The sequence below is a fragment of the Streptomyces cadmiisoli genome (assembly GCF_003261055.1).
GTDB classification, from domain to species: Bacteria; Actinomycetota; Actinomycetes; order Streptomycetales; family Streptomycetaceae; genus Streptomyces; species Streptomyces cadmiisoli.
In genome coordinates this window covers 8,284,890-8,306,757 of sequence record NZ_CP030073.1, presented here as the reverse complement: position 1 = coordinate 8,306,757, position 21,868 = coordinate 8,284,890, and the positions used below count along the sequence as shown (strand labels likewise).

Sequence of the window (21,868 nt, the reverse complement as noted above, 5' to 3'; positions counted from 1 at the left end):
TCCTGGAATTATCCGTTGGTCGCGCCGGGGCCGCACGGCCGGAAGGTGCCCGCAGCGCCTCCGCCGCCGTCCCGGACGGCATGCGAACGAGGGGCCGGAACGCGCAGGAGCGGATCGCCTGATAGGTACTCGGAGAAAGCTCGGCCCACACCGTCTTGCCGCGGCCGGTCGGCCGTGCACCCCATCGCGGGGTGAGCTGAGCGGTGATGTACAGCCCGCGCCCGCCTTCGTCGTCTTCCGAGGACCGCTTCAGAATGGGCATGGTTCCGCCTGTGTCGGACACCTCCACGATCAGCGCCTCGTTCCTGATCAGGCGCAGATTGATGGGCTGCGCAAGCCCAGGACGCCCAGCATTGAGCCACGCGCGATCAGGGGCACGGCGAGTGCGTGCGGCCCGTCCGCCGCCTCCGGCTCCGAGCCCGCGGCACGGGCGTGGGGTTCGTCGACGGATGTGCGCACGGTGCGGCCGTATGTCACGGCCCGGACTTCAGGCGAGTCCTCGGCACCAGAAGCCGCACGGCTGCTGGATGCTCCGGCGCTGGATGCTTCGGTGGCCGATCCTTCCCTGCCGGATGCTTCGGTGCCCCACCGCCTGCCCTCGTGGCTGCTCCGCACGACCATCCTCCGCAGCGGGCTGTCCGCCCGGAACGGCTGACATGGACGGATGAAGTGTTCCCGCAGATCCACGGTGGCGAGGTCGGCGAAGTCGCGCACCGCGGCAGAGGCGAGTTGGTGAGCGATCTCCCTCACGTCCAGCGAGCCGCCCGTCCGCAGTCCGGCCCCACCCAGCAGGTCGAGCCGCTGCCGTGGGCCGGAGCGACCGCTGGAGTCGACGAACGAGCAGCCGACGCCCATGGGGCGGCCTCGACCGCTCTCGAGGCGGAACTGGGAGACGGACCAGACGCGGCCGCCGCTCACTGCGGGTCTGGACTGCTGTGCGTACTCGGTGTCGAGTTCCGCTTCCCCGGTGACCAGCACATCTCTCGCATGCTTCTCGAGAACGGCCGCCGGTCCGGCCGGAACCACTCCCGACAGACGCCGGCCCAGACCGCTCGCGACGGGGATGCCCGCCAGTTCCTCGCAGCGCCCAACCTGCCCACATCGTCACGGGCGGCCTCGGCGCACCGATCGGACTGGAGCGCGGCAACTACCTACGGCCCAATGTCCTCGCCGACATCGACAGCGCGACGCGGATCGCCCGGGCGGAGATCCTCGGACCGGTCCTGGTCGTCATACCGTACGAGGACGAGGACGAGGACGGCGCGGTCCGGATCGCCGACGACTCCCCCAACGGACTCAGCGGCGGTGTGTGGACGCGGACCTGATGCGCCTCCGACGCCCAAGTGGGCGACGCCGCCCGGGCGACGGCGTGACCCGGGTGACGCAACAAGCCGTCCTGCCTGGCAGGCAGGCAGGACGGCTCCGGCGTCGGACGTCACCCCAGTCCCCATTTCGACTTGGCGTCCGGCCGCCACCATCCACTCTGCTCGACCGCCGAGGTCGTGACGTACCTATCCCGGTGGCCTCATTGGGTACTGGACCGATACGGCCAGCGGCATCGCCGCGACGCGCACCGGCACGTGCTCCCCGTACGGCACACACGGATGGAACGGACTCCAGGTGAAAACGGTGCCCGAGCACTCAGCAGGGCACCGTCCACGCGCGATCGGCGGCACCGCAGCGAGCCGGAACCGAGGCGTTCGGACTTTCACCGGCGAAGTCCACTCGTGATGGGCCAGGATGGCCGCATGGACGCGGCAGTTGCGGCTGATGAGGTCTGCGGTCCCCGTGCCGACGCGGAGCGGCGCCGCCCGCCCTGAACCCGCCCCACAGCTCCTGCTCGTGCTCGCCGATACGCCTGCGTACGCCGGCCGGCCGTACACCGGTCTCGCCACCCGACCGTTCGGTTCTCCCGATTGTTCATGATCCGCTCGCTCAATGATCATTCGCTACTCGACGCGGCGTGGCCGATGCTGCGTCGACTGAGGGTCGACCTTGACGTTTCGTACCGGAAGAAGTCACCAAGTGCCGTTTTCCCTTGACCCCGCTGCCCCGAGACCGCGTTCCGCGGCACGGCGCGGCGCCGTCGTGCTCGCCCTGGCCACCGCGCTCAGCGTCGGCGCCGGAATGATGACGACCGCTCAGGCGTTCACGCCCGAGCACCTGATGCCGATGTCCGCCGGCGCCGGCACGCCGAAGCCCGGCAGTCCCGCCCGGGGCCTGATCCCCAGCACCCCCGGGCAGTCCATCGTCACGAACGAGAACCGCACGTCGATCGCGCCGGGCCTCGTCCTCACCCGCTTCGACCGTTTCGGGGCCGACGGCTGGGTACGCGGGCAGGTGCTCGTCGCGGATCTCGCCGAGCAGCGGCTGAAGGTGGACCACATCTCCTCCGGGACGGTCACCGGCAAGTCCCGGGTAACCGAACAGGCCGAGCGCACCAGGGCGATCGCCGCGATCAACGGCGACTACTTCGACATGAACGACACCGAGGCCCCGATCGGCGCGGCGGTGTCCCGCAAGGACGGCCTGGTCAACTCACCGACTCAGGGGCGCAACCAGAGCGTCGCCATCGGCGCGGACGGACTCGGCAGGCTCGCCCAGGTGTTCCTGGAGGGCGAGGTCACCACGGGCGGCGGAGAACGCCTGAAGCTCTCGGGTGTCAACTCCCCCGCTCTCACCTCCGGTGGCATCGGCCTGTTCACCGCCCAGTGGGGCGCCGCCGCCCGCACCAAGCCGGTCGGCGGCGCCGACCGGGTCACCGAGGTGTGGCTGCGCGACGGCAAGGTCACCCAGGTGCACCCGTTCGTCAGCAGCGAGCAGATTCCGGCGGGCACCAGCGTGCTCCTCGGCCGGGAGGCCGGTGCCGACGCGCTGGCCGCTCTGGCGACGGGTGACACCGTCGACGTCGCCTACCGCCCGCGCGCCGACTTCGGCGACGTGGCGGTCGCGGTCGGCGGCGGCCAGGTACTGGTCGAGAACGGCGTGGTGAAGCACTACACCGACGGCGACACCGTCACGGCCACCTCGCGCACGTCCGTCGGCTTCTCCGCCGACGGTCGCACGATGTATCTGGTCGCGATCGACGGCAAGCAGACCAACAGCCGTGGCATGGACCTCAACGAACTCGGCGCCTTCATGAAGGGCCTCGGCGCCGTCAACGCCCTGAACATGGACGGCGGCGGCTCGACCACCATGGCCGCCCGGCTGCCCGGCGAGGGCGCGACCGGCCTCGTCAACAGCCCCTCGGACGGCTCGGAGCGGCAGGTCGCCAACGGGATCGGCCTCTTCGCCGCCCCCGGTTCCGGTTCCCTGCGCGGATTCCGCGTTCTGCCGGCGCTGACCGCCGACGACTCGGACAAGGTCTTCCCCGGTCTGCGCCGCACCGTGCGTGCCCTGGCCCACGACGAGACCTACGCGCCGGTGCCCTCGGGCCGTGTGCACTGGCACGAGGAGCGGCACGGCGGTGACGGCCGCGTCTCGGTCGACGCCGAGCGCGACGGCACGGCGGTGGTCACCGGCCGGCACTCCGGCACCGTCCGTGTGGTGGCGAAGGGCGGTCACCGCGCCGAGGGGACGACCGAGCTGACCGTGCTCGCTCCCGCGGTACGGATCGCGCCGAGCACCCAGGTGGTGGCGCTCGACACCGCCGAGGACACCGCGCGCCTGACCGTGTCCGGCTACGACGCTCTCGGGAACTCCGCCCCGATCGAGGCGTCCGACGTCAAGGTCAGCGGCGGCGACGGCGTGGTCGCCCTGGACCGCGCCACGGACGGGACGTTCACCGTGCGCGGTCTCGCCGACGGCGCCTCCGCGACGCTCCGCCTCACCGTCGGGAAGATGACCACCGACGTCGCCGTCACGGTCGGACTCACCGAGACGACCTTCGCGGACCTGTCGGACGCCGCCTCCTGGACCTCCGCGAACGACCGCGCCCCGGGCGGTTCGGTCACGCCGGCCGAAGGCCACGACGGCGCGCCCGGCCTGAAGCTGACGTACGACTTCACCAAGTCCACGGCCACCCGCGGCCAGTACGCGGTGCCGCCGCAGCAGATCCAGCTGCCCGGCCAGCCGCAGGCCGTCACCATGTGGATCAACGGCGACGGCAACGGCGCGTGGCCGCGGTTGCAGTACCGCACCGCGGCGGGTGTGACCGCCAACCTCGACGGCCCGCTGATCACCTGGACCGGCTGGCGCAAGGTCGAGTTCCCGGTGCCCGTCGGCGCCCCCTACCCGCTGACGTTCCAGCGGGTGCGGCTGCTGGAGACGAGCGCCGCGCGCTCCTACACCGGGCAGGTCACGGTCAGCGATCTGAAGGTCAAGGTCGCGCCCGAGGTGGAGCTGCCCGTGCAGGAGAAGGTGGCCGACCCCGTGGTGGTCACCAACGGCACGGTCGACGGCCGTCCGCTGCGCGTAGCCGTCATGTCCGACGCACAGTTCGTCGCGCGTGACCCGGACAGCCCGCTGGTCCAGGCGGCCCGGCGGACGCTGGCCGAGATCGCGGACGCCGAGCCCGATCTGCTGGTCATCAACGGCGACCTCGTCGACGAGGGCTCGCCGGCCGACTTCGCGCTGGCCCGCAAGCTCCTGAACGAGTTCGACAACCGCACCGCGGGCCGGATCCCCTGGCGCTACGTCCCCGGCAACCACGAGGTGATGGGCCCGGGCTCGCCGGTCAACTTCAAGGCCGAGTTCGGTGACACCACATCGGTGCTCGATCTCCAGGGCACCCGCTTCATCACCCTGGACTCCTCCAGCGGCACTCTGCGCGGCGGCGGTTTCGCCCAGTTGCAGATGCTGCACGACCAGCTCGCGGCGGCGGCCCGGGACCGGTCCATCAGCGGTGTCGTGGTCTTCGAGCACCACCCCACCCAGGACCCGCTGCCGGACAAGGCCAGCCAGCTGGGCGACCGCAAGGAAGCGGCGCTGGTCGAGCAGTGGCTGGCCGACTTCCGGGACGACAGCCACAAGTCCGCCGCGTTCGTCGCCGGCCACGTCGGCGCGTTCTCCGCCACCTCGGCGGACGGCGTCTCATACCTGGTCAACGGCAACTCCGGCAAGAACCCGGCCAGTACCCCGGGCGACGGCGGTTTCACCGGCTGGACGATGCTGGGCATCGACCCGCGCAAGGGCCGGGTCGATGACGTCTTCGACGTTCCCACGCGCGACTCCCAGGCATGGTTGCGCGCCGAGGTGCACGCACGCACCGACGCGCTGGACCTCAGCGCTCCGGCGACCCTCGAGGTCGGGGACCGCTCCCGGGCATCGGCGACGCTCACCCAGGACGGCACGCGTACCGTCCCGGTGGCCTGGCCCGTCAGCGCCAGTTGGACCGGCACCCGGGTCGAGGTGACCGGCAGCGGACGCGACAGCCACGGGGGTGCCGCGGTGGTGTCCTACGACCCGGCGACCGGCACGCTCACCGCGCTGCGACCGGGCACCGCGGTCCTGCGGGTGACCGTCAACGGGGTGACCACGCAGCGGACCATCACGGTCACCCGCGGCTGACACTCTCCCCGGCTCGAGCCCCCGGGCGCTCCTCCCCATCTAGTGCCGCGGCAGGCAACGTTTGCCCGTCAAGGAGCGGCGTTCGGCGCGTGCTCTCGGCGTGCCGGCCGGAAGTCCTCGTACTGGACGTACTCGGGCTTTCGGCCGGTGCGGCGAGAGGGCGTGCCGGGCGTCGCGACGGGGCGAACGTTGCCTGCCGCGGCACTAGGAGCGCCCGGGGGCAGCTGGAGGGAACGGCCGCTTCTGGCGCAGGTACGGTCACCCGGCCAGTCGCAGTTGCTGCTCAGCCCAGATGATCTTTCCGTCGCTCAGGTGCCGGCTTCCCCAGCGCGACGACAGCTGGGCGACGAGAAACAGCCCGCGTCCCCCCTCGTCGAAGCTTCGCGCACGCCGCAGATGAGGGGCGGCGCTGCTCCCGTCCGTGACCTCGCAGATCAGCGTGCTGTCCCTGATGAGCCGCAGGCGGATGGGCGGGCGCCCGTAGCGCACGGCGTTGGTCACCAGTTCGCTGACGATGATCTCCGTCGCGTAGGCCTTTTCGTCCAGACCCCAGGCACCGAGCCGTTCGGTCACCTGATCGCGGACCGGCGCGACGGCCGAAGCGTCGGCCGGCACGTCCCACTGGGCGATGTTGGCCTCGTCGATGACACGCGACCGCGCCACCAGAACGGCGGCGTCGTCGCCCCCGCCCTTGGGCAACATCAGTTCCAGAATGTCGTCGCAGACGGCTGCCGGTGTGCAGGTCGTGGAGGCCAGATACTCCTGCAGGAGTGAGATCCCGGCACTGAGATCCCGGTGATGGGTTCCCACCACGCCGTCGGTGAAGAAGACCAGCATGGAACCTTCCGGAATCGCCATTTCGACGCTCTCGAAAGGCAGACCCCCGAGTCCCAGTGGTGGTCCCTCCGGAAGGTCCAGCAGGTGAGTGTCTCCACTCGGCCGCACGAGAACCGGTGCCACGTGCGCCGCACGTGCGAAGCAGCAGCGGCGGGAGGTCGGATCGTAGACGGAGTAGAGGATCGATGCCGCGAACTCCGGATCGGAGGCACCGGGCTCGCCGGACTGGTCGACCCGGTTCACGGTGTCGTCCAGACTGGTGAGCAGTTCCTCCGGAGACAGATCGACCTCCGCCAGTGTACGGACGACCGAGCGCAGCCGCCCCATGGTCGCCGCCGCCCGCACGCCGCGTCCTACGACGTCACCGATGACCAGGGCCACCCGCGCTCCGGAGAGGGGAATCACGTCGAACCAGTCCCCGCCGACACCTGCCGCGACATCCGCGGGCCGGTAGGCGTAGGCGGCGTCGACAGCGCTCTGCGCCGGCGGCTCCCGGGGAAGAAGGCTCTGTTGCAGGGTGAGGGCGGTGCTGTGCTCACGTTCGTAGTGCCGGGCGTTCGCCATGCATGTCGCCGTGGTTTCGGCCAGTTCCTCCACGAGGAGCAGGTCCTCGGCGTCGAAGGAACTCTCGGCCCGCAGGAACGTCGCGACCCCCAGGGCGGCGCCACGTGCGGTCAAGGGCACGCAGATGGCCCCGCCACGCCTGCTCGAGACGAGGTCGTCCGGCAGCTCGGGCCAGGAGGCCGCCTCGTGGGGAAGGTCGACGCGCACGGCCCGCCGCAGAGACAGGGCAAGACTGGGAAGGCTCTCACGGTCCACGACCCGCCAGGCGGTGGACGCGTCGTCGGACGCGGTGGAGAAGACGTGAGGCCGCGAGGGGATTTCACCGCTCAGCGCGATGAGTCGCATCTCCACGGGACCGCGCGAGCGGGCACGATCGGCGCCCCAAGCATGGGGCAGCACCTGTACGAAGGCCACATCCGCGAAATCGGGCACCGAGAGGCTGGTGAGCTCCCGGGCGGTTCTTTCGGTGTCCAGGGACAGGCCGATGTTCCGCCGCGCCCGGTCGAGCAGACACAGTCGTTGCCGCGCCCAGAATTCTGTGGAGTTGTCGCGGGCCATCGTGCACAGCGCGACCACCGCACCGTTGAGGTCCCGGACGGGATCGATGTGAATGACCCACTCGCGCGGGCGGTTCTGCCCCGCCACCCGTTCGTACGTGAGAACCGATCGCGGTGTTCCGGTGTCGCGGACGGTGCGCATCTGCTCTTCCAGGGCGTGATGCTGGCTGTCGGGCAGGAAGACTTCCGTGGGGCGCCGGCCACGCACGTCGCTGATCGGTTCCTCGATGATCTGGCAGGCGAGTTCGTTGGCCCACAGCAGACGCAACTCGGACGACCACACGGAAATGGCCGTGGAGGACTGGGTCCATGCTCCTTCGAGCAGACCGATGTCATGGCCGGCCCCGTGGCACGACGGCTCGCTGATGAACCAGACACACGGATGCCCCGCAGCGACCGCGGGCTCCACCAGCAGGGTGGCCTCCACCGGGAACCCGCTCTTGTGCACGAAGACCACTCGACCGCTGCCATGGCACCGGACAAGAGCCGCGGTCCGCGCGTGCCATCGGCCTTCGGCGACCAGCCCGATGGCCGGTCGTCCCACCACTTCGGACGAGCGATACCCGAGGATGGCTTCGGCTTCGTCGCTCCAGCCGCTCACCCGGTCCCTGGAATCCAGCGACACGACCGCCAGCAGGCTCGCCGCTGGAAGACTCGCGTGCACGCCACCTGATGCGGAGATCCATCCGTGCATGTCCCGCTCCTCCCGCCGGGTGGGCGTCAGTCCTGACCGGCCACCAACTCGGCGGCGCGCTCGGCGATCGCGTAGACGGCTGCATTGGTGTTGGCCGAGGGCGTCGAGGGCATGACGGAGGCGTCCGCCACCCGCAGGCCCTCGACGCCGTGCACACGCAGGTCGGTTCCCACCACCGCGTCGCCGTCCCCACCGATGCGGCAGGAGCCCACATAGTGGCTGTAGGAACGGAGATTGCTGCGCAGATAGGCCCGTACGTCACTCTCGTCCACCACTGCGGGGCCCGGAAGGGCCTCCGTGGCGCGCCACTCCCCCATCGGTTCGGCATCGCCCAGCTCACGAGCGATGCGGAACGCGCCGACCATCACGTCCAGATCGCGCTCGTCGACGTAGTAACAGGGGTCGATGAGCGGAGCGGTTCCCGGTTCTGTGCCGGACAGCCGTAGGGTCCCCCGGCTCCGTGGCGTCATCGGCGCGAAGATGATGGTGTATCCCTCGCCGATCGCCGGACCGGGCAGACCGTCGGCACTCAGCGGCACGTCCACGAGCTGTAGTTGCACGTCCGGACCCACCAGGTGCGGGTCACTGCGGATGAAGCCCTGCACCTCGCCGTGGTTGTTGACGCCGGGTGGCACGGGGCGGCGGGACTCGTACACGATGCTGGACAAGGGGTGGTCCTGAAGGTTGGCGCCGACACCGGGCAGATCGGTCACCACCGGGATGTCGAACTCCCGCAGGTGCTTCGACGGCCCTATGCCGGACAGCAGGAGGATCTGCGGGGAGCCGACCGCCCCGGCGCAGAGCAGCACCTCTCGTGTCGCCCGCACCGCGAAGGGGTCGTCACCGCGCGTGTACCGCACACCGGTGCACCGTCCGTTGCTGTCCACGACGACCTTGTGCACGACGGCGTCGGTCACGACGTGAAGGTTCGGTCTGTTCGTGGCCGGGCGAAGGTAGCCGCGGACGGCGTCCTGCCGTATTCCCTCGGCAATGCTCAGGTCGCCCCACCCGAACCCTTCCTCCAGGCCGGCGGTGAGGTCTTCGGCCTCCGGGTACCCGGAGGCGACCGCGGACCGCAGGAACGCCTCGGCGACCGGGTGCCGGCCGAGGGCGGGTCTCACCCGCAACGGGCCGCTGGTCCCCCGCACCGCCGGATCGCGGCCGGGGACCCCGGAGACGTTCTCGCTGCGCATGAAGTACGGCAACAGGTCGTCGTATCCCCAGCCGGGCGCATCGGTCGTGGCCCAGGTGTCGAAGACGGACCGATGGCCGCGCAGGAAGTTCATGGCGTTGATGGACGAGCTGCCTCCCAGGCCCCGGCCACGGGGCCATGACACCTGGCGGCCGTTCCCCGCCGCCTGCGGCACGGTGACGTCCGCCCAGTCGGCTTCCGTTCGCTGCAGGGCCGGCCAGGCGGGGGGCACGTCCACGGCCTCGGGCTGTTCGCGGCCGCCCGCCTCCAGCAGGCACACACTGACACCGGGGTCCTGTGACAGACGCGCCGCCATCACACAGCCCGCGGTGCCGGCGCCGACGACGACGTGGTCGAACTCTTCGGACGATGACATCGCACACCCCTTCGGGGTCGGTGGATCAGTGCGCGGTCTCGGCCGCGCGGCACGGGACACAGACGAGACGGCGCGCGGCGAGGGGGCTGCTGCGCGGCAGGACGCCGATGGTGCGCTGCACCTCCGTGCCCGTGATGCGGGCGTGGTCACCGCAGATGAACAGCCCACAGCTCGTGCAGACACCGACACCCGCGGTGTCGCGCCCCTCCTGGGCGCAGTCGAAGCAATGCATGGCTGATTCCGTTGAGGGATCGGGCCCGACCGCCGTGTGGTCGCGCCGGCCGAGCGGGCCGGAAAGAGCGCGGCGACGGAAGGGAATTCTCAGTTCAGGAACCGAAATCGCACGGTCGGCACCGCCGGGTGCCGCGTGCGGTTTCCGGCGTCCGCCGACCGCCGGTTCGCGCCGCTGCGCAGTCCAACGGCAGTCGAGCCGGACAGCGACACATCAATGGTACCCATCTGGTGACGGATGCCACCAGATCGAGGTAAAGTATTTTAAATTGCATCAAAACGCGCATAAGGTTCTCGCCGCCTCTCTCATGCCGAGGGCCTGTCTCTCGCGACGGCCAGGCTCCAAAACCTCGAACCAGTTGGACTGTTGATTCCGAGCGCCTCCTCGGCACGGGGATTCGCCAGGCGCCCGTCCACCCGAGCGGGAGTCGGCGATCGTGCGGCCACGACCGATCACCGCACGGTCGCGCACCGAGGAGCGTCGTCACTCATTCACCCATAAACTGCGAAAAGGGGACTTTTTGCGGTTATTCACGCCAAGGTGGAGGGTGAATGTCATGACCACGTGGTTCATCACGGGTGCGGCCCGCGGATTCGGCCGTGAACTCACGCGTCAGGTACTCGAGCGGGGCGACAAGGTCGTGGCGACGGCACGCAATCCCCGCACGGTCCAGGAGGAGTTCTCCGGGTACGGAGACCGGCTGCTCGCCCCCGCCCTGGACGTGACCGACGAGGCACAGGCCCGTGCGGCGGTCGACGCGGCCGTGGACGCGTTCGGCACGATCGACGTCCTGGTCAACAACGCCGGACGCGGCGTGCTCGGCGCCGTGGAGGAGACGTCCGACGCCGCGTTCCGCTCGGTGTACGACACCAATGTCTTCGGCCTGGCCAACGTCACCCGGGCCGTTCTGCCCGTCATGCGCCGGCAGAGGTCGGGGCACATCCTCAACCTCAGCTCCATCGGCGGCTTCCGTGCCGCCCCCGGGTTCGGCGTCTACTGCTCCACCAAGTTCGCGGTCGAAGGGCTCTCCGAGGCCATGCACGACGAGCTCGCACCGCTCGGGATCAAGGTCACCGTCGTCGAGCCGGGGTACTTCCGCACCGACTTCCTCGACGCCACCAGCCTCCACACCGAGGGCCAGGTCATCGAGGACTACGCCACCACGGCGGGCGCGGTACGCGACGCCGTCCCCGGCCTCAATCACGACCAGCCCGGAGACCCCGTCAAGGGCGCCGCGGCCATGATCGCACTGGCCGACGCGGAGAACCCGCCGCTGCGCGCCCAGCTGGGCAGTGACTGCGCCGCCGCGATGGACGAGAAGATCGCCCATCTCCGGAAAGAGGCGGACACCTGGCGGGACCTCGCTCTGTCCACCGACCACGACGACACCAGGTCCAAGGTGTGACGCTTTCGCCGGCTCCCCGGCCCGGGACGCACGGGCAGGCAGACCGCAGCAGGCCGCCGCTCATGTGAGCTGCCTGGTGAGCGAGCCGGCGGCTTGGTCACCGGTGCCACATTCGACATCAACAACGGTGTCCGCAGGCGCTGATCAGTGAAGCCGCGCCCGGGCTGGCGACGGTTCCACCGCGGCCTCGACCTCCTCGGCCGGGTTTCCGCTCCATCGCGACTCGGCCGGGACTTCCTCCCCCTTCATCAGGAACGAGTCGGCGGCGAGTTGCGCCCGGTCGTGGATGGTCGTGCCGTAGTGCACGAAGGCTCCGACACCCAGGGTCACGCCGGCGCCTATCGCGATGCGGTCGGACTTGAAGGCGCCGTCCTCCTGCGAGTGGCACTGCACGACCGTCGCGGCGTTGAGGGTGCAGCGGTCTCCGATGCTGACGAGTGACCGCTCGATCAGCGAGCAGCCGTCGTCGAAGACCTGGCGGCCGATCCTGACGCCCAGGAGCCGCCAGACCAGGGCCTTGAACGGGGTGCCGTTGAAGACCTGCATGTACCGGTGCGTGGTCAACTTCCAGAAGCGTTCGTGTTGCCAGAAGGACGGGTCGTAGATCGAGCAGTACAACGGCTTCAGCGGGTGGCGTCTCGTCACGGTCCGCTCGACCGCCGCGAAGAAGGCCACGGTGAACGACAGACTGAGCAGCCCGGCCGCCGCGAACACCAGTGGGCCCACATCGGGGTACAGGTCCACGGCGACCGTGGCGACGACCGCGAGCACAAAGAAGTGGAACCACTGCATCAGCAGGAAGAGGCCCGCGGTCTGCGCGTTGTGCCGGTTCTTCCCGGCGAGGCGGCGGCGCAGCTCGTCACCGGCGGCCAGGTCGTCGAACCGGCTGTCCCGGTACACGGTGCGCGGTATCTCGAAGCTGGGCGAACCCAACAGGCCGACACCTTGGCGGACCGGCCCGTCGATCGGAACCATCACCTTCGTGGCGAGCAGGCAGTTGTCGCCGACGCGGGCACGTGACGGATAGACGATGTTGTTGCCGAGGAAGCTGCTCTCCCCGATCGACGTCCGGGCGTAGCGGAACGACGTGCTGGAGAAGTCTGCGTTGATGATCGACAGACCGTCGGCCACCATCGTTCCGGAGCCGACCCTGCTCAGATACGGGGTTTCGTGTTTGACCAACGAGCCGAAGTTCGACCCCGTCTGCTGCACCCTGCACAGGTCGTAGCCGAGGGACCGCAGATAGTGCACGATCGCGGAGCTGTCGCCGAACAGCAGCACGAGGAACCTGACGTTGGTCATCAGCATGACCAGTCGTTGGACGCCGTAGTGGAAGCCGTAGAGGGGGTACGTCCTGCCCGGCTCGATCACCCGCCCCAGCACCTTCGGTACGGTGGTCATGATCACGAGGGCCGCCAGGAGGACGCCGAAGAAGCCCACCAGCGACGCGACCAGCGCTTCTGCCACGAGCGCCGGACTCGTGAAGTCCGGCCCGCCCGCAGTCACCACGGCGTTCAGCTGCGGCACCAGCGCGAGCAGCAGACCGATGCCGGCCAGCGTCAGCGGGAAATACACCAGCACCAGGCCGAGGAACTGCCACGACCCGTAGACGGCCCTGCGCAGGGTTCCACAGCTCACGGATTCCACCGCCCGGAAGTCCGTGCTCGTCGGCCGCGCGGGCGTGCCGTGCCAGGACTGGCCGGCCGGTACGGACTGTCCTGGATGCAGGGAAGAGGCGTGCCCGAGTTGGGAGCTGTCGCCCATCGATGTCCCGATGTCGATGACGGACTGCTCTGCGATGGTCACCCCCGCGCCGAGGGTGACCGGACCCGTCTCGATCCGGCCGCCGTGCGCGCGATAGCCGGACATGAAAACGTCCTTGCGAATGACCGTGCCGCTGCCGATGGAGATCATGTCGGTACAGACCGGAACGTTACGAGTGAGGACGGTGACGCCCTTCGCGATGTGCGCGCCGAGCGCTCTGAGGTACAGCACGTACAGCGGTGACCCGGGGAACAGCCGTGCCGGGCTGGTGCGGATGAGGGTCTTGACGCACCAGAAGCGCAGGTAGGCGAGGCTCCACAGCGGGATCTCGCGAGCGGTGAAACGGCCGATCAGCGTCCATTTGGCCACGATGGACAGCGCGCACAGCCCGACGAAGACCACTGCCCCGAACGCCACCGCTCGCAGGTAGACGTCAGCTGTTCCGACGCCCGCGTCGATCCACTGGTAGCCGTGCACGGCGATGAGCGCACCGGCACAGCTGAAACCCGCGAAGACCAGAAGCTGCGCCGTCCCGCACACCAGGTATTTCCATGCGCTGATCGCCGATGCGTCCGGTGAGTCCGTTGCGTCGGGCGCCGCCGCGACGGCCCGGCCCGGATGCTCGGGTGAGAAGGTTGCTGTCGGCTCGGGCGAGGGCGGAGCCGATGACGTCGACTCGGGCGGGGGTGGAGTGTCCGTGAAGGCTGCGGCCAGGCTCCGGATCGTGGAATGCCGGTACACATCCTTCATGGACACCGCCGGCAAATCACCCCGCTTCCGCACCCGCGCACAGAACTGCGCCATCAACAGCGAATCAGCACCCAGATCCTCGAAGAAATGACCCTCGACCGGCACCCGATCCACCCGCAACACACCAGCCAACACCTCGGCCAGCAGCGACTCGGTGCCGGCCGGGGAGCGGATCGCCGACGCTGCTCCGGCTGGCGAAGCCGCCGTTCCCGCGGGCGATGATGCGGTCGTCGCAGGCGATGATGCGGTCCGCGCAGACGGCGGCGCGGTCTCCGCGAGCGCGGCGGCCAGGCTCCGGATCGTGGAATGCCGGTACACATCCTTCATCGACACCGCCGGCAAATCACCCCGCTTCCGCACCCGCGCACAGAACTGCGCCATCAACAGCGAATCAGCACCCAGATCCTCGAAGAAATGACCCTCGACCGGCACCCGATCCACCCGCAACACACCAGCCAACACCTCGGCCAGCAGCGACTCGGTGCCGGCCGTTGCCGAATGTGTGTCCGTGGTGTCCTGACTGTGGCCGATCATGACAGCACCTCCAGGGGCCTCCGCCTCTCCACGGCTCCCTTCGGCTTGATGCGGGTGCGTCGTCTCGAGTCGACTCCGCCGACTCGACTCCGATCACCCCGAACCGATACGGGCGAAAACACCGAAAGATTAATTTACCTCCACATGGCGGACGTTTTACCCCGTCTACTGGCTGGACATTCCCAGCCGACCGGAGGGGGTCTCCGGCCAGAGGACAGGCGTCTCGGACTGGTCGACGCGGCTGACCTGCCGCGTCGACCGGCCGGGCTCTGCCACACCCTTGCGGGCAGGTGGTCCGGGTGAACACCGGCCGGTGACCTGGCCGTCGTTTCCGCCGCCGCGGGGCCTCGTCAGCGCAGCGTGAACGCCGTGGGGAGAGTCCGCTCGACGCTGGTGCCCGCGCCGTCGGTCGCGCAGATCCGCGGTCCGACGCCCTTGGCGGCCTGGTCCCGTTTCGGTTGCCGGCCCCGCCTCCGCAGGCGGACCGGGTGGTGCGGCGCGGCCGTGAGCGGGGTGGCGCCTCTCGCCGCTCGCGTCACGTTCCGGGCATGGGCCTTCCGCTCAGAGCGTTGCGTACTCGCCGACGACGTCGGCGCCACCGACTCCTCGAAGGGCCGGATCATCCGCCGGGTCGGCCGGTCGGCAGCCCATCGGGGACCGGTTCGTGCGCCACGCGCTCGTACGGCCTTCTTCCTGTCGCGGCGAGCGCCGGGGGAATCTACTCGGCGAGCAGCGGCGATCGCCCCTGCTCGCCGACGAGACCCGACTCCACGACTCTGAGCGCGAGCGCCGTCCGCGACGTCACACACAGCTTGCGCATGGCCGACTTCACCTGGCTGGCCACGGTCTGCGTCGACACCCCGAGATCCTCCGCGATCTGTCGGTTCGTCAGACCGCCGACCAGCAGTCGGGCCACCTCCAGTTCGCGCGGCGAGAGCCGGTTGCCGTAGCCGGGTCGGCCCCGTCCGCGCGACACCCGGGTGTTCCCGTCGTGCTCGCCGAGGATCCGTGCCACTCGGTCGGCGTCGTTGTGGGCACCGAGTTCCGCCAACGCCTTCGCGACGTCGGACAGCAGCGACAGCGCGGCCTCGTGCCGCCCCGCGGCGAGCAGGCAGCGGGCATGGCGCTCCCGGGCGAGCAGGGCGTCGTACGGCCGCGGCAGTGCCTGCCAGGCGTCGGACGTCCGCGCGAACAACTCCGCGGCCTCGGTGAGTGCGCCGTCCGCTTCGGTCAGGACCGCGCGACACAGGAGCAGGGAAGCCTGGGCGGCCGGAGCGTCCTTGGTGCCCAACGCCCGTTCGAACATCGTCACCAGGTCGGCGGCGGGTCCGAGCCGACCGGCGGCCACCAGGGCCGCGAGCCGCACCGGGGCGAACTCGACGGCCCGGGGCCAGATTCCACTGCCCACGGCGATCTCGGCCAGTTCATCGGTCAGCCGCAGCGCCTCGTCGGTGTCTCCGTCGCGCAGGCGCAGGTGTGCCAGCGCGGCCACGGCATCGATGCGTTGCTGTTCGTCGCGCTCGGCGAAGCGCAGACGCTGCTCCGCCGTTTCGCGGTCTCCGGCGGCAGCCTCCATCAAGCCCGCGACGAGGGCGGCCTCGCACCGGTCCTTCAGACGCACCCCGTCGTCGTCGACCAGTCCCGCGGCCCGGTCCGCGAGTCCCGTCCAGGCGCCGGTGAACCAGGCCAGGTGGACACCGGTCGAGGTGATGCCGTCGAGAGTGCCCAGCAACTCGTAGCGCTCGGCGAGCGCCCTGGCCTTGGCGAACCGTGCCGCGGCCTCGTCGTACCGCCCCCAGCGCATCGCGACCTCGCCGGCATTGGCGTGGCCCAGTGCGACGAGCGCCGCCTCCCGTGGGCTGGCGACGTCGTCCGGTATCCGCCGGGCCTCGGCCCACCCGGCCTCCTCACCGAGCACGAGCAGCGCGAGCGCACGGTCCAGGAACAGGCGCAGTCGCTCGTGAGGCGCGACGGCCGGCGCCACCGCGGGTGCTTTGTGCAGCCACCGCAGATGCTCCGATGCGGGACATGTGTTGCCGAGGGGCAGGGCGAGCAGGATGCGGGCCCGCGCAGCTTCCAGCGAGTCCGGCGCGAGGTGGGGCACCGCTCCGAGCACCTCGAGACGGCCCGTTTCCATGTCGCCCGCCGTCATGAGCACCCGGCCGATGTGGAAGCGGACCAGTGCCTCCTGTTCCGGTGGCAGGGCCTGGGTCCGCAGCGCCGACCGCAACGCTCCGACGATCTTCGAGTACGGGTCGGAACCGGGCAGCGCCTGGAACTGAATCTTCATGACCAGCCGTACCAGCGCCTCCACCGGCAGGGCGACCGTGGTGACGAGGCTGTGGAGCAGCAGTGCGGAGGTGGCCACGTCACCGGACTGCGCGCACAGGTCCGCTGCCTGCTCGGTGTACCGGCACGACGTCTCGATGTCACCGGCCAGCCGGAAGTGCCGGGCCAACTGCGCCACCGGCGGCAGCCGCCACTCCTCCAGCGCTCGGCCCGCCCGCAGATGCATGGCGCGCCGCTCCTGGGCCGGGATGGCCTCGTACACGGCGTGACACGCCAGGGAGTGCCGGAACGACCACTGTCCGGGCCCGTCCTCACGCAGCAGGCCGCACGCCATCGCGTCGGCAGCCTGCGCGGCGAACCGGTCCGCGGGCAGGCCGGTCACCGCGTTGAGGGTCGCGTAGTCGGCCGGGCCGGAGAGCACCGACACCGCGTACAGGACCGTGCGCGTGTCCGGCGGGAGCCGCCCGACACGTTCCAGCATGGCGTCACGGATGGTGGGCGGCACCTCGATGCGGTCCAGCCGGCGGCGAGCCCATCCGCCGTCCTGGCGTACGAGGTCGGCCCGGTCGTGCATCAACCGCACCGACTCCTCCACCGCCAGCGGTACGCCTTCCGTCCGTGTGTGCAGGAAGGTCGCGAACTCGGCCGACACATGTTCGTCGGCGAGCATCGAGGAGACGAACGCGGCGGTCTCGCCGATCGCGAGCGGCTTCAGGGTCAGTCTCGCCAGGTGCGCGTCGGCGGGCAGCCGGGAGGAGAGGCGCAGCAGCAGCGAATCTCCCGGCACCTCCTCCCGCCGGAAGGTCACGACCACGCTCACCGGCTGCGGTCGGCGGGAGACCAGGAACAGCAGGAACTCCAGGGTCGCCTCGTCCGCCCAGTGCACGTCCTCGAGTGCCAGGACCGCCACGTCGAGCCGGCTGAACACCTCGACGAAAGCCCGGAACAGGCGGTGTCGCGCCGCGGTCGCGTCCTCCAGCGGCTCCGGCGCCGGCGGCAGGTCGGCCGCCCACTCGGGGAACAACGGCCGCAGGGCACCGCCCAGTCCGCTGAGCCGCAGCCCGGACACACCCGCGACACCGTCGCGCACCGCGTCCACCACCGCGCCGAGCGTGTACGGCACGCGCAACTCCGGGCACGCCCCGGCCAGGACGCGACGCCCACGCTCGGCCTGGGGTGCCAGGAACTCCCGCAGCAGCCGCGTCTTGCCGATGCCGGCCTCGCCGTCGATCAGCACCACGACGGGCGGATCTTCCAGCGCTTCACCCAGTACGGCGAGTTCCCGGTCCCGCCCGACGAACCGCGGCACGCCGAGCGCCGGGAGTCGGCCGGCATCGGTGTTGACCTGTCTCGCCATGGCCCGCCCTCTGGTCGATCACCGGTACGCCAACGCCGACTGTAGCCGGAATGATCATTTGACCAACAGGAATCCACGAGGTCGTACCGCGGAGCCGCACCTCACGCCCGACGCACAGGCCACGTCGCCCTGTTCGAGGTGGCGGCTCAAGTCGCCTTCCAGGACTCGGGCTTCCACACGCCCGACCGGTTCAGCGACTGAGAGCAGTGCAGGTAGATCTCGTCGATGTCCAGGACGATCGCCAGCAGGGGGCGACGGTTGTCACGGGTCATCGCGTCGAAGAACGGCGCGTCGGTGAGAATGCGGGCGCGGCCGTTGACACGCAGGACCTGCTTGCTGCCGGGGATGAGATACAGCAGCCCGGCATGCGGGTTGTCCAGGATGTTGTGGAAGCTGTCGCCGCGGCGGTTGCCGGGGCGGTCCGGCAGGGCGATGGTGCCGGCGTCGAGGACGTGGGTGAAGCCGGGGGTGTCGCCGCGCGGAGAGACGTCGCAGTTGCCCGCGGCGTCGGAGGTCGCCAGCAGGCAGAAGGGTGATCGGGAGAGGATGTCCACGTCCTCGTCGGTCAGCCGGTCGTGCACCTTGTCGATGACCACGGGCCAGGGTTCACCGAGGATGTCGCGCAGTTCCTCGGACGAGCCGAGTTCGACCCAGCCTTCGCGGGCGCCGCCGTCCGGCCGGTTCCCTGTGGTGTCGGTCGTGTGCGGCAAGGCCGGCTCCAAGCTGTCTGAGTGCACGGATGGTTGCGCGATGAACATTATCTGACATTAGGTTTGGCTTACCTAATTCGAGGGGGTGTCGGCCCGTAGCAGCGACCACTCCCCCGCTGCATCGCCGGCAACCCCCAGCCTCGCCCTGACCTGCACCGCACTGCACTGCACTGCACAGCACAGCACAGCACTACGCAGCGAACGCGCTGATCGCTGTGGCCCGCGAGCGGATACGGCCGGCCCCAGCACATCCATGATCGCTAGCCTCACCGGCCATGAAGCAGCGACAGCAGAAGAAGCTCTCCCGTCGTCTCTTCGAAGCGACCCTGGCAGGCGACGCCGACGGTGTGAAAGCTCTGTTGCGCGGCGGTGCGAGCGCGGAGAGCAGGGACATCGACGGCACCACCCCTCTGTACCTGGCCTCGGTGCAGGGAGAAGCGGAAGTGGTCCGCCTGCTCATGGAGGCGGGGGCCTCCCCCGACACCGAGAGCAGGGGCCCGGGTTCGGACGGCACACCGCTCTGCGCGGCCGCCTGCTGGGGACACACCGACACCGTGCGGGAACTGCTGGCGCACGGCGCCGATCCGAACCTCCGCGAAGAGCACGGCAACGGCCGGTCCCCCCTGGACTGGGCGGAACACGGCCCCCACCCGGACACCGCCGAACTCCTCATCGCAGGGGGAGCGAAGCCTGCGCGGAAGGCGGAACAGCGGTCGGAGGCCCCGCCGACGGGTGGGTTCATCGGTAGGCGTCGGGTGTATCCATGCCCCTGACGCGGAGGATGCCGACGGGCGGCCGGCGACTCCTGGAGCGCGGGCTGATCGACGAGATCGACCTGCACAGCGCACCGGGACTGCTCGGCGACGGCATCAGGCTGCCCGACAACCCCGGCGGAGCCCCCGTCCGACTGCGCCTCCTCGAGGTGACGAACCGTCAGGCGGCGGGAAGCTGTGAGACCGCCCCGACACGACGAGTTGAAACGCCGGCGCCTCCGAGCTCCGCGAGCAGTTCCGTCGTCACCCGACCCGCCCATCCGCACCGCGCGGAACACGCGCGACGGCCGGCGGCGCGCCGGCGCGGCTCACGACTACGCCGTCTCCGGGGGCGGCGGCGCATCGTGCGGCTTGACGGCGCGGACGACGGCGGAGTGCATGCCGTCGGCCACCGGGTGGGTGGGCGTGATCGAGACGTCGGTGAACCCGGCGGCCACCAGACCGGCACGGTATTCGGCGAAGGACAGGGCCCCGGCGATGCAGCCGACGTAGTCGCCCCGCTGGGCGCGCTGTTCGCCGGTGAGAGTGTCGTCGGCGACGACGTCCGACACACCGATCCGGCCGCCGGGCCTCAGCACGCGGAAGGTCTCGGCGAAGACGGCCGGCTTGTCCACCGACAGGTTGATCACACAGTTGGAGATCACCACGTCGACGGTGTTCGCGGGCAGCGGTATCGCCTCGATCGCGCCCTTGAGGAACTCGACGTTCTCGGCTCCCGCCTTGCGCGTGTTGGCCACGGCCAGGGCCAGCATCTCCTCGGTCATGTCGAGCCCGTACACCTTGCCCGTCGGTCCGACACGGCGGGCGGAGAGCAGGACGTCGATGCCGCCGCCGGAGCCGAGGTCCAGGACGCACTCGCCCTCCCGGAGCTCGGCGACCGCGGTGGGGTTGCCGCAGCCGAGGGAGGCGGCGACGGCCTCCGCGGGCAAGGCGTCGCGCTCAGCTGCCGTGTACACGGTGGAACCGAAGTTCTCGTCGACCTCCACCGGTTCGGGACCGCAGCAGGCGGTGCCTCCCTCGGTGACCTGGACGGCCGCCGCGGCATAGCGTCGGCGGACGGTTTCACGCAGGTCAGTGGACTGCTCACGCATGACTCACTCCTGGATGGTGGGGGCTGGGCACGCCCCTGAACGGCTTGTATTGACGTTCCTTGATGCAAGCTTGCGCTTTGATTCGAAGAACGTCAACATAGACGCATGTCGAAGCAAGAGCTCGAGATCATCGACCAGGACGCCGCCTGCTGCCCGGCCCTGTCCGCCGCGCCGCTCGGCGAGGACGAGGCGGGCGAGCTGGCGAAGTTCTTCAAGGCCCTGGGCGACCCGGTCCGACTGCGGCTGATGTCGATGATCGCCTCGCGCGGCGAGAGCGGTGAGGTCTGCGTGTGCGAGCTGACACCGGCCTTCGACCTGTCGCAGCCGACGATCTCCCACCATCTCAAGCTGCTGCGGCAGGCCGGACTCATCGACTGCCAACGGCGCGGGACCTGGGTGTACTACTGGGTGCTGCCCGGTGTCCTGGACCGGCTCGCCGCGTTTCTGGCCACCCCGCAGGCCGCCGGGGCCGACGCGTGAGCCCGCCGCTCGGCCGCCGCGTCGCGGCCGAGGCCGTCGGGACGGCGCTGCTGGTCGCGGTGGTGGTCGGCTCCGGCATCCAGGCCACTGTGTTGTCGGACGACGTCGGCGTGCAGTTGCTCGCCAACTCCCTTGCCACCGTCCTCGGCCTGGGCGTTCTGATCACCCTGCTCGGACCGGTCTCCGGCGGACACTTCAACCCGGCGGTCACCCTCGCGGTCTGGTTCACCGGCCGCCGCACCCCGCACGGCCTCAGCCTGCGCGACGTCGCCGTGTACGTACCCGCTCAGATCGCCGGCGCGCTCGGTGGTGCGGTGCTGGCCGACGCGATGTTCGCCAGGCCGCTCGCGTCGTTCTCCACCCGGGAGCGGTTCGCCGGCCATCTGTGGCTGGGTGAGGTCGTCGCGACGGCCGGGCTGATTCTGCTCGTCCTCGGCCTCGGCCGGATCGGCCGCTCCGCGCTCGCCCCGGCCGCGGTGGCCGCCTACATCGGGGCGGCCTACTGGTTCACCTCCTCCACCTCGTTCGCGAACCCGGCGGCGACCGTCGGCCGGGCCGTCACCGACAGCTTCGCCGGGATCGCGCCCTCCTCCGTCGCACCCTTCATCGCCGCGCAACTGCTGGGCGCCGCGGTCGGGCTCGGTGTCGTGGCCGTGGTCCACGGCCCGGACACCGCCCCGGCCCGCCGCGACATCGGTGCTCCGCGCCGCGAGGACGACCTCGAACCCGCCTCTTCCTGACCGCATCCCCGAGAA

Annotated in this window: 13 protein-coding genes and 1 pseudogene; 6 read left to right on the top strand and 8 right to left on the bottom strand. The window is 70.2% G+C overall.

From position 1 onward, the window contains the following. Window positions 1-309: 309 nt before the first annotated feature. Complete coding sequence (locus tag DN051_RS36515) at window positions 310-978, bottom strand: hypothetical protein (protein WP_112440992.1); 669 nt, start codon at window positions 976-978, stop codon at window positions 310-312. 116 nt (window positions 979-1,094) lie between these two features. Here DN051_RS36515 and DN051_RS36510 point away from each other — a divergent pair. Continuing rightward, window positions 1,095-1,316: pseudogene (locus tag DN051_RS36510) on the top strand (aldehyde dehydrogenase family protein); the annotation flags it as partial. Window positions 1,317-2,025: 709 nt separating this feature from the next. Beyond that, window positions 2,026-5,508 (top strand): phosphodiester glycosidase family protein, encoded by a 3,483-nt coding sequence (locus tag DN051_RS36505; protein WP_162625044.1) that lies wholly within the window; start codon window positions 2,026-2,028, stop codon window positions 5,506-5,508. A 258-nt stretch (window positions 5,509-5,766) separates the two neighbouring features. On the opposite strand, the gene DN051_RS36495 is transcribed toward DN051_RS36505, so the two are convergent. Genes DN051_RS36495 through DN051_RS36485 form a run of 3 tightly spaced genes read right to left on the bottom strand, consistent with a single transcriptional unit; the run spans window position 5,767 to window position 9,960 of the window. Then, window positions 5,767-8,160, bottom strand: coding sequence for a SpoIIE family protein phosphatase (locus DN051_RS36495; protein ID WP_112440986.1), 2,394 nt, complete (start codon window positions 8,158-8,160; stop codon window positions 5,767-5,769). Between the two features lie 26 nt (window positions 8,161-8,186). Next, window positions 8,187-9,728, bottom strand: coding sequence for a GMC family oxidoreductase (locus DN051_RS36490; RefSeq protein ID WP_112440984.1), 1,542 nt, complete (start codon window positions 9,726-9,728; stop codon window positions 8,187-8,189). A gap of 25 nt (window positions 9,729-9,753) precedes the next feature. After that, window positions 9,754-9,960, bottom strand: coding sequence for a DUF2180 family protein (locus tag DN051_RS36485; RefSeq protein ID WP_112440982.1), 207 nt, complete (start codon window positions 9,958-9,960; stop codon window positions 9,754-9,756). 556 nt (window positions 9,961-10,516) lie between these two features. Here DN051_RS36485 and DN051_RS36480 point away from each other — a divergent pair. Continuing rightward, a complete protein-coding gene (locus tag DN051_RS36480) occupies window positions 10,517-11,365 on the top strand; it encodes an oxidoreductase (RefSeq protein WP_053755952.1) in 849 nt (282 codons plus the stop codon). Window positions 11,366-11,509: 144 nt separating this feature from the next. Here the strand turns inward: DN051_RS36480 and DN051_RS36475 are convergent, their stop codons facing one another. The 3 genes from DN051_RS36475 to DN051_RS36460 all read right to left on the bottom strand — a co-directional run bounded on the left by DN051_RS36475 (window position 11,510) and on the right by DN051_RS36460 (window position 18,769). After that, on the bottom strand, window positions 11,510-14,413 hold the full coding sequence (locus DN051_RS36475) for a Pls/PosA family non-ribosomal peptide synthetase (protein ID WP_112440980.1): 2,904 nt from the start codon (window positions 14,411-14,413) through the stop codon (window positions 11,510-11,512). A 718-nt stretch (window positions 14,414-15,131) separates the two neighbouring features. Beyond that, window positions 15,132-18,059 carry an ATP-binding protein gene (locus DN051_RS36465; RefSeq protein WP_112440976.1) on the bottom strand — a complete coding sequence of 976 codons (2,928 nt, stop codon included), beginning with the start codon at window positions 18,057-18,059 and terminating at the stop codon, window positions 15,132-15,134. A 146-nt stretch (window positions 18,060-18,205) separates the two neighbouring features. Further along, complete coding sequence (locus DN051_RS36460; RefSeq protein ID WP_112440974.1) at window positions 18,206-18,769, bottom strand: MSMEG_1061 family FMN-dependent PPOX-type flavoprotein; 564 nt, start codon at window positions 18,767-18,769, stop codon at window positions 18,206-18,208. A gap of 275 nt (window positions 18,770-19,044) precedes the next feature. Between DN051_RS36460 and DN051_RS36455 the strand changes: the two genes are divergently transcribed. Next, entirely contained in the window at window positions 19,045-19,542 is a 498-nt protein-coding gene (locus tag DN051_RS36455) for an ankyrin repeat domain-containing protein (protein ID WP_112440972.1), read from the top strand. Window positions 19,543-19,856: 314 nt separating this feature from the next. On the opposite strand, the gene arsM is transcribed toward DN051_RS36455, so the two are convergent. Then, entirely contained in the window at window positions 19,857-20,633 is a 777-nt protein-coding gene (arsM, locus tag DN051_RS36445; RefSeq protein ID WP_112440969.1) for an arsenite methyltransferase, read from the bottom strand. Window positions 20,634-20,738: 105 nt separating this feature from the next. On the opposite strand from arsM, the gene DN051_RS36440 reads away from it, so the two are divergent. Continuing rightward, window positions 20,739-21,113, top strand: a complete 375-nt coding sequence (locus DN051_RS36440; RefSeq protein ID WP_063797191.1) for an ArsR/SmtB family transcription factor — start codon at window positions 20,739-20,741, stop codon at window positions 21,111-21,113. Further along, the gene (locus tag DN051_RS36435; protein ID WP_112440967.1) at window positions 21,110-21,853 is read left to right on the top strand and encodes an aquaporin; all 744 of its coding nucleotides are present in this window, start codon (window positions 21,110-21,112) and stop codon (window positions 21,851-21,853) included. The genes DN051_RS36440 and DN051_RS36435 overlap by 4 nt, the downstream gene beginning before the upstream one ends. Window positions 21,854-21,868: the final 15 nt, after the last annotated feature.

Excerpts from the sequence above, each read along its gene's own strand:
- DN051_RS36480 (WP_053755952.1), top strand. The coding sequence starts at position 10,517 with ATGACCACGTGGTTCATCACGGGTGCGGCCCGCGGATTCGGCCGTGAA.
- DN051_RS36490 (WP_112440984.1), bottom strand. The coding sequence starts at position 9,728 with ATGTCATCGTCCGAAGAGTTCGACCACGTCGTCGTCGGCGCCGGCACC.
- arsM (WP_112440969.1), bottom strand. The coding sequence starts at position 20,633 with ATGCGTGAGCAGTCCACTGACCTGCGTGAAACCGTCCGCCGACGCTAT.
- DN051_RS36495 (WP_112440986.1), bottom strand. The coding sequence starts at position 8,160 with ATGCACGGATGGATCTCCGCATCAGGTGGCGTGCACGCGAGTCTTCCA.
- DN051_RS36455 (WP_112440972.1), top strand. The coding sequence starts at position 19,045 with ATGAAGCAGCGACAGCAGAAGAAGCTCTCCCGTCGTCTCTTCGAAGCG.
- DN051_RS36485 (WP_112440982.1), bottom strand. The coding sequence starts at position 9,960 with ATGCATTGCTTCGACTGCGCCCAGGAGGGGCGCGACACCGCGGGTGTC.
- DN051_RS36465 (WP_112440976.1), bottom strand. The coding sequence starts at position 18,059 with ATGGCGAGACAGGTCAACACCGATGCCGGCCGACTCCCGGCGCTCGGC.
- DN051_RS36440 (WP_063797191.1), top strand. The coding sequence starts at position 20,739 with ATGTCGAAGCAAGAGCTCGAGATCATCGACCAGGACGCCGCCTGCTGC.
- DN051_RS36475 (WP_112440980.1), bottom strand. The coding sequence starts at position 14,413 with ATGATCGGCCACAGTCAGGACACCACGGACACACATTCGGCAACGGCC.